This window comes from Ramlibacter alkalitolerans, from assembly GCF_016722765.1.
GTDB lineage: Bacteria > Pseudomonadota > Gammaproteobacteria > Burkholderiales > Burkholderiaceae_C > Ramlibacter > Ramlibacter alkalitolerans.
This window is the reverse complement of record NZ_JAEQND010000022.1, coordinates 44356-52715: the sequence shown is the minus strand read 5'-3', so window position 1 is coordinate 52715 and position 8360 is coordinate 44356. Positions and strand designations below refer to the sequence as shown.

Annotated in this window: 8 protein-coding genes and 1 tRNA gene; all 9 read left to right on the top strand. The window is 65.0% G+C overall.

Features of this window, described 5'->3' with window-relative positions:
• On the top strand, window positions 1-190 hold a 190-nt coding region (locus JI746_RS26965), incomplete at its 5' end, for an EF-Tu C-terminal domain-related protein (protein ID WP_456239082.1).
• Between the two features lie 108 nt (window positions 191-298).
• Window positions 299-374: transfer RNA gene (locus JI746_RS26960), tRNA-Trp, on the top strand.
• A 93-nt stretch (window positions 375-467) separates the two neighbouring features.
• The gene (secE, locus tag JI746_RS26955; RefSeq protein WP_201693410.1) at window positions 468-851 is read left to right on the top strand and encodes a preprotein translocase subunit SecE; all 384 of its coding nucleotides are present in this window, start codon (window positions 468-470) and stop codon (window positions 849-851) included.
• Window positions 851-1453, top strand: coding sequence for a transcription termination/antitermination protein NusG (gene nusG / locus JI746_RS26950; protein ID WP_236600177.1), 603 nt, complete (start codon window positions 851-853; stop codon window positions 1451-1453). Before secE ends, nusG begins: the two co-directional genes overlap by 1 nt.
• Window positions 1454-1623: 170 nt before the next feature.
• The gene (gene rplK, locus JI746_RS26945) at window positions 1624-2055 is read left to right on the top strand and encodes a 50S ribosomal protein L11 (protein WP_201693409.1); all 432 of its coding nucleotides are present in this window, start codon (window positions 1624-1626) and stop codon (window positions 2053-2055) included.
• A gap of 3 nt (window positions 2056-2058) precedes the next feature.
• The gene (gene rplA / locus JI746_RS26940) at window positions 2059-2772 is read left to right on the top strand and encodes a 50S ribosomal protein L1 (RefSeq protein WP_201693408.1); all 714 of its coding nucleotides are present in this window, start codon (window positions 2059-2061) and stop codon (window positions 2770-2772) included.
• A 227-nt stretch (window positions 2773-2999) separates the two neighbouring features.
• Window positions 3000-3515: a 50S ribosomal protein L10 gene (gene rplJ, locus JI746_RS26935; protein WP_201693407.1), complete on the top strand. Its 516-nt coding sequence runs from the start codon at window positions 3000-3002 to the stop codon at window positions 3513-3515.
• A 51-nt stretch (window positions 3516-3566) separates the two neighbouring features.
• Window positions 3567-3944, top strand: coding sequence for a 50S ribosomal protein L7/L12 (rplL, locus tag JI746_RS26930; RefSeq protein WP_201693406.1), 378 nt, complete (start codon window positions 3567-3569; stop codon window positions 3942-3944).
• Window positions 3945-4236: 292 nt separating this feature from the next.
• The gene (gene rpoB, locus JI746_RS26925) at window positions 4237-8349 is read left to right on the top strand and encodes a DNA-directed RNA polymerase subunit beta (RefSeq protein ID WP_201693405.1); all 4113 of its coding nucleotides are present in this window, start codon (window positions 4237-4239) and stop codon (window positions 8347-8349) included.
• Window positions 8350-8360: the final 11 nt, after the last annotated feature.

The following is an 8360-nucleotide window of genomic DNA, read 5'->3' as shown; positions in this document are numbered from 1 at the left end:
CTTCCGCACGACCGACGTCACGGGCTCCATCGAGCTGCCCAAGGACAAGGAAATGGTCATGCCCGGCGACAACGTGACGATCACCGTCAAGCTGATCGCCCCGATCGCCATGGAAGAGGGTCTGCGCTTCGCCATCCGCGAAGGCGGCAAGACCGTCGGCGCCGGCGTCGTTGCCAAGATCATGGAGTGACAAGACACCGCGGGTAGCTCTGGCCAGGTGCTGGATCTGCCCCCGGCTGTTGCAAGGTTATTCCGGGCGTCCGATAATGTCGGGTTCCCCGGAAAAGCCGGTTAGCGGAGGGGTATAGCTCAATTGGCAGAGCGTCGGTCTCCAAAACCGAAGGTTGTAGGTTCGATTCCTACTGCCCCTGCCACCTGAGTGGCAAGCCCCCGAAACCAAGCCCGTCCCCCGGACGGGCTTCGGTGTCTTGAACGACACCGTGATTGAAGCAGGAAAAGCCCCGTCCATGGCCACGACCCAAGTTGAAACCGTCACCACTGGCGCCGACAAGGCCAAGGTGGGTGGCGCCATTGCGCTGGTGCTTGCCGGCCTCGCTGCCTTCTATCTGCTGGGCAAGCAGGGCCAGGTCGTCCAGTGGGGCGTGCTGATCGTCGCCCTGGTCGCCGCCGTGGCCGTGTTCTTCACGTCCGAGCCGGGCAAGGAATTCATCGCCTTCGGCCGCGACGCGGTCAAGGAAACCAAGAAGGTCGTCTGGCCCACCCGCAAGGAATCGATCCAGATGACGGCCTACGTGTTCGGCTTCGTCGTGATCATGGCGCTGTTCCTGTGGCTGACCGACAAGACCCTCGAGTGGGTGTTCTACGACCTGATCCTGGGCTGGAAGAAGTAATGAGCGACACGACCGACAACACCCAGGGCACGCCCCCGATCCCCGGCGCCGAAGCCAAGGCCAGGAACCCCGACCTGCGCTGGTACGTGGTGCACGCCTACTCCGGCATGGAGAAGGCGGTGGAGCGCAACATCAAGGAGCGCATCAACCGCGCCGGCATGCAGGACATGTTCGGCGAGATCCTGGTGCCTACCGAGGAAGTGGTCGAGATCAAGAACGGCCAGAAGCGCAGCTCCGAGCGCCGCTTCTACCCCGGCTACGTGCTGGTGCAGATGGTGATGAACGACGAGTCCTGGCACCTGGTGAAGCACACCAACAAGGTGACCGGCTTCGTCGGCGGCGCCAAGAACCGCCCGGCCCCGATCAGCGACGAGGAAGTCGCCAAGATCCTTGGCCAGATGGAAGAGGGCGTGGAGAAGCCGCGCCACAAGGTCGAATTCACCGTGGGCGAGTACGTGCGCGTCAAGGACGGCCCGTTCACCGACTTCAACGGCACGGTCGAGGAAGTCAACTACGAGAAGAGCAAGGTGCGCGTGTCGGTGACGATCTTCGGCCGCGCGACGCCCGTCGAACTCGAATTCAGCCAGGTCGAAAAGACCTGACGAACCCGGATTCGCGCAGTACGGCTCGGCGCGAATCCTGGTGGCTCCGTCGCGGCAACGCGCCGGAACCGTAGGCTGGTGGTGACCGCGCGCGCAGCGCGCCGGGAACCCCGGCAAGAGCCCCAACCCCGGGGAGCCGCAAGGCGCTACCACCCGCAAGGAAATCAGACATGGCAAAGAAGATTGTCGGCTTCGTGAAGCTGCAAGTCCCGGCCGGCAAGGCGAACCCGTCGCCCCCGATCGGCCCCGCGCTCGGCCAGCGCGGCCTGAACATCATGGAGTTCTGCAAGGCGTTCAACGCCCAGACCCAGGGCGTCGAGCCCGGTCTGCCGCTGCCGGTGGTGATCACCGCGTTCGCGGACAAGAGCTTCACCTTCATCATCAAGACGCCGCCCGCGACGACCCTGATCAAGAAGGCGATCAAGCTGGACAAGGGCTCTTCCTCGCCCCTGGCCACCAAGGTCGGCAAGATCACCCGCGCGCAGCTCGAAGAGATCGCCAAGACCAAGCTGAAGGACATGAACGCGGCCAACATCGACGCCGCGGTCAAGACGCTGGCTGGTTCCGCCCGTTCCATGGGCGTCACGGTGGAGGGCCTCTAAATCATGGCAAAGCTCACGAAGAAGCAGAAAGCCCTGGAAGGCAAGGTCGACAGCACCAAGCTGTACGACCTGAACGCCGCCATCGGCCTGGTCAAGGACGCCGCCACCGCCAAGTTCGATGAGTCCATCGACGTGGCCGTGCAGCTGGGCATCGACCCCAAGAAGTCGGACCAGGTCGTTCGCGGCGCGGTCGTGATGCCCAACGGCACCGGCAAGACCAAGCGCGTGGCCGTGTTCGCCCAGGGCGCCAAGGCCGAAGAAGCCAAGGCCGCCGGCGCCGACATCGTCGGCATGGACGACCTGGCGGCCCGCGTGAAGGCGGGTGACATGCCCTTCGACGTGGTGATCGCCGCGCCGGACGCCATGCGCGTGGTGGGCCAGCTGGGCCAGATCCTCGGCCCGCGCGGCCTGATGCCGAACCCGAAGGTCGGCACCGTCACGCCGGACGTCGCCACCGCGGTCAAGAACGCCAAGGCGGGCCAGGTGCAGTTCCGCGCCGACAAGGCCGGCATCATCCACGCCACGCTGGGCCGCCGTTCCTTCGACGCCGACAAGCTGCAAGGCAACCTGGTCGCGCTGATCGAAGCGCTGAACAAGGCCAAGCCGGCGACCAGCAAGGGCGTGTACCTGCGCAAGATCGCGGTGTCCTCGACGATGGGCCTGGGTGTCCGCGTCGACCTGCAGACCGTCAACGCCCAGGCTCCGGCCCAGGCGTGACCGAATTGGCCCGGCGCCGCAAGGCGTCGGGCCGGTGTGGTGGGCCGCAGGGGCAACCCGGCGGGCCATCCAAGACCGTTGGCGGGCAGCAATGCCCTTAATCGGCAAGCCAACGCAGATGGCGATCCCGCTGACTGAAAGATTTCGAGAGATTTCCGGAAGACAGTTGGTCGCTTAACAAAGGGCGCGCAAGGAGACCTCTCCAAGCGCAATCAAAGGAGTAGACCTTGAGTCTGAATCGCAGTGAGAAGGAAGCGGTCGTCAGTGAAGTGACCGCTCTCGCCGCTAAAGCTCAAACGCTGGTGATGGCGGAATACCGCGGCATCACGGTCGCCGACATGACGAAGCTGCGCGTCGCCGCGCGCGGCGCTGGCGTGGACCTGAGTGTTCTGAAGAACACCCTGGCCCGCCGCGCCGTTGCGGGCAGCCAGTTCGAAGTCGTCGGTGACCAGATGACCGGTCCGCTGATCTACGGCTTCTCCACGGACGCTGTGGCCGCTGCCAAGGTGGTGGCCGACTTCGCGAAGACCAACGACAAGCTGGTCATTCGCGGTGGTGCGTTCGCGGGCAAGGCCCTGGACGTCAACGGCGTGAAGCAGCTGGCCAGCATTCCCCCCAAGGAAGTGCTGCTGGCGCAGCTTTGCGGCCTGCTGATGTCGCCCATGTCCCGCACCGCGGGCGTGCTGGCGGCGCTGGCGAAGAAACGGGAAGAAGGCGCTGCTGCCGAACCCGCCGCCGCCTGAGCGGTGGCATAGCAGCCCTACGGATCACCAACTTATTTCGGAAAGTTCAAAATGGCATTCAACAAAGACGAATTCCTGACGGCCCTGGACAGCATGTCCGTCATGGAACTCAATGACCTGGTCAAGGCCATCGAAGAGAAATTCGGCGTGTCCGCCGCCGCCATGGCGGCCCCGGCCGCCGGTGGCGCCGGCCCGGCTGCCGCCGCCGTCGAAGAGAAGACCGAGTTCACCGTGCAGCTGATGGAAGCCGGTGCGCAGAAGGTCTCCGTGATCAAGGCCGTGCGTGAAATCACCGGCCTGGGCCTCAAGGAAGCCAAGGACCTGGTCGATGGCGCGCCGAAGCCCGTCAAGGAAGGCATGAACAAGGCCGACGCTGAAGCTGCCAAGAAGAAGCTGGAAGACGCCGGCGCCAAGGTCGAACTGAAGTAATTCCGTTCACCCTGGAAGGGCTGGAGGCTCCAAAGGCCTCCAGCCTTTGCCGCTTGTAGAGACTACTGGCAAGCTGGTTTGCTTGTTGTGCCGAACGAACACCGCGCACATCGCTCCAACCGGTTTCCCAGTGTTCTCTGATCCGACTGCAGAGAACTGCTTGGTTCGGGCCCGGTGCAACGCCGGGCCGTCCGCCAAGGGTGGTAGTGGCCACCCCGCCAAGAACGCCGCCCACCCCTTCGCTGGTGTGGGGGCGCGTCAGTTGCCAAGAGCTTGATAGCCCGGAGAACTCATGGCCTATTCCTATACCGAACGCAAACGCATCCGCAAGAGTTTCGGCAAACGCGACAGCGTGCTCGAAGTGCCGTACCTGCTGCAGATGCAGAAGGATGCGTACACCGCCTTCCTCCAAGCCGACCTTCCACCCCAGAAACGGACCATCGAAGGTCTGCAGGCTGCGTTCGACTCCGCCTTCCCGATCGTCTCGCACAACGGGTTCGTGGAGATGAAGTTCATCGAGTACAACCTGGCCAAGCCGGCGTTCGACGTGCGCGAATGCCAGACCCGCGGCCTGACCTTCGCCTCCGCCGTGCGGGCGAAGGTGCAGCTGATCATCTACGACCGCGAGTCCTCCACGCCGCAGTCCAAGGTGGTCAAGGAAGTGAAGGAGCAGGAGGTCTACATGGGCGAAGTGCCGCTCATGACGGACAAGGGCTCGTTCATCATCAACGGCACCGAGCGCGTGATCGTGTCGCAGCTGCACCGCTCGCCCGGCGTGTTCTTCGAGCACGACAAGGGCAAGACGCACAGCTCGGGCAAGCTGCTGTTCTCGGCGCGGATCATCCCCTACCGCGGTTCGTGGCTCGACTTCGAGTTCGACCCGAAGGACGTGCTGTACTTCCGCGTCGACCGCCGCCGCAAGATGCCGGTCACCATCCTGCTCAAGGCCATCGGCCTGACGCCGGAAACCATCCTGGCGAACTTCTTCGTCAACGACAACTTCCGCCTCATGGACACGGGCGCCCAGCTCGAGTTCGTGCCCGAGCGCATCCGCGGTGAAGTCGCCCGCTTCGACATCACCGACAAGTCCGGCAAGGTCGTCGTCGCGAAGGACAAGCGCGTCACCGCCCGCCACACGCGCGAGCTCGAGCAGACCGGCACCACGCACATCTCCGTGCCCGAGGACTACCTCGTCGGCCGCGTGGTCGCGCGCAACATCATCGACCCGGACACGGGCGAGATCATCGCCAAGGCCAACGACGAACTGACCGAAGCGCTGCTGAAGAAGCTGCGCGCCGCGCACATCCAGGAAATCCAGGCGATCTACACGAACGAACTGGACCAGGGCCCCTACATCAGCCAGACGCTGCGCATCGACGAGACGGTGGACGAGTTCGCCGCCCGCGTCGCTATCTACCGCATGATGCGCCCCGGCGAGCCGCCGACCGAGGACGCGGTGCAGGCCCTGTTCCAGCGCCTGTTCTACAACCCGGACACGTACGACCTGTCGCGCGTCGGCCGGATGAAATTCAACGCCAAGGTCGGCCGCGACAACAGCGACGGCCCGATGGTGCTGACCAACGACGACATCCTCGCCGTCGTGAAGATCCTGGTGGACCTGCGCAACGGTCGCGGTGAAGTCGACGACATCGACCACCTGGGCAACCGCCGCGTGCGCTGCGTGGGCGAACTGGCCGAGAACCAGTACCGCACCGGCCTGGCGCGCATCGAGAAGGCCGTGAAGGAGCGGCTGGGCCAGGCCGAGCAAGAGCCGCTGATGCCGCACGACCTGATCAACTCCAAGCCGATTTCCGCGGCCCTCAAGGAGTTCTTCGGCGCCTCGCAGCTGTCGCAGTTCATGGACCAGACCAACCCGCTGTCCGAGATCACGCACAAGCGCCGCGTCTCGGCCCTCGGCCCGGGCGGCCTGACGCGCGAACGCGCCGGCTTCGAAGTGCGCGACGTGCACGTCACCCACTACGGCCGCGTGTGCCCGATCGAGACGCCGGAAGGCCCGAACATCGGCCTGATCAACTCGCTGGCCCTGTACGCCCGCCTGAACGAGTACGGCTTCATCGAGACGCCGTACCGCCGCGTGCGCGACGGCAAGGTCACGATGGAGATCGACTACCTGTCGGCCATCGAGGAAGGCAAGTACGTCATCGCCCAGGCCAACGCCACGCTCGACGCCGAAGGCCGCCTGACCGGCGACCTGGTGTCCGCCCGTGAGAAGGGTGAATCGATCCTGGTCGGTGCCGAGCGCATCCAGTACATGGACGTCTCGCCGGCGCAGATCGTGTCGGTCGCTGCCTCGCTGGTGCCGTTCCTCGAGCACGACGACGCGAACCGCGCGCTGATGGGCGCCAACATGCAGCGCCAGGCCGTGCCGGTGCTGCGCCCCGAGAAGGCCTTCGTCGGTACCGGCATCGAGCGTGTCTCCGCGGTCGACTCCGGCACGGTCGTGACGGCAAGTCGCGGCGGCGTGGTCGACTACGTCGACGCCACCCGCATCGTGGTGCGCGTGAACGACGAGGAAGCGACCGCCGGTGAAGTCGGCGTCGACATCTACAACCTGATCAAGTACCAGCGTTCCAACCAGAACACGAACATCCACCAGCGCCCGATCGTCAAGCGCGGCGACAAGATCGCCAAGGGCGACGTGATCGCCGACGGCGCGTCGACGGACCTGGGCGAGCTGGCCCTGGGCCAGAACATGCTGGTCGCGTTCATGCCCTGGAACGGCTACAACTTCGAGGACTCGATCCTGATCAGCGAACGCGTCGTGGCCGACGACCGCTACACCTCGATCCACATCGAGGAGCTGGTGGTGATGGCGCGCGACACCAAGCTGGGTCCGGAGGAAATCACCCGCGACATCCCGAACCTGTCCGAGCAGCAGCTGAACCGCCTGGACGAGTCGGGCATCATCTACGTCGGCGCGGAAGTGCAGCCGGGCGACGTGCTGGTGGGCAAGGTCACGCCCAAGGGCGAGACCACGCTGACGCCGGAAGAAAAACTGCTGCGCGCGATCTTCGGCGAGAAGGCCAGCGACGTGAAGGACACGTCTCTCCGCGTGGACCAGGGCTCGCAAGGCACCGTGATCGACGTGCAGGTCTTCACCCGCGAAGGCATCCAGCGCGACAAGCGCGCCCAGCAGATCATCGACGATGAACTGAAGCGCTTCCGCCTGGACCTGAACGACCAGCTGCGCATCGTGGAGGCCGACGCCTTCGACCGGATCGCCAAGCTGCTGACCGGCCGCGAAGCCAACGGCGGCCCGCAGAAGCTGCAGAAGGGCGCGCGCATCGACAAGGCCTACCTCGAGTCGGTGGAGAAGTTCCACTGGTTCGACATCCGTCCGGCCGAAGACGACGTCGCCTCGCAGCTCGAGTCGATCAAGAACTCGCTGGAGCAGACGCGCCACAGCTTCGACCTCGCCTTCGAAGAGAAGCGCAAGAAGCTCACGCAGGGCGACGAGCTGCCGGCGGGCGTGCTGAAGATGGTCAAGGTGTACCTGGCCGTCAAGCGCCGCCTGCAGCCTGGCGACAAGATGGCCGGCCGCCACGGCAACAAGGGCGTCGTGTCCAAGATCGTTCCGGTCGAGGACATGCCCTACATGGCCGACGGCACGCCGTGCGACATCGTGCTGAACCCGCTGGGCGTGCCTTCGCGCATGAACGTGGGCCAGGTGCTGGAAGTGCACCTGGGCTGGGCCGGCAAGGGCATCGGCCAGCGCATCGGCGACATGCTGCAGCGCGAAGCGGCGCAGACCGAGGTGCGCGGCTTCCTCGACCAGCTGTACAACACGTCCGGCAAGAAGGAAGCGCTCGACGAGCTGTCCGACCAGGAAGTGACCGAGATGGCCACGCAGCTCGCCAAGGGCGTGCCCTTCGCCACGCCGGTGTTCGACGGCGCCTCCGAGAAGGAGATCCGCAGCATGCTGCACGTCGCCTATCCGGAGGAAGTGGCCAAGGTCAAGGGCCTCACGGCCACGCGCACGCAGGCCTACCTGTACGACGGCCGCACCGGCGACCAGTTCGAACGCCCGGTGACGGTCGGCTACATGCACGTGCTCAAGCTGCACCACCTGGTGGACGACAAGATGCACGCCCGCTCGACCGGCCCGTACTCGCTGGTCACGCAGCAGCCGCTGGGCGGCAAGGCGCAATTCGGCGGCCAGCGTTTCGGCGAGATGGAAGTGTGGGCGCTGGAAGCCTACGGCGCTTCCTACACGCTGCAGGAAATGCTGACCGTGAAGTCCGACGACGTGCAGGGCCGCACCAAGGTGTACGAGTCCATCGTCAAGGGCGAACACGCGATCGATGCCGGCATGCCGGAGTCGTTCAACGTGCTGGTCAAGGAAATCAGGTCGCTCGGCATCGACATCGAGCTCGAGCGCTCCTAAGAAGGAAAGGA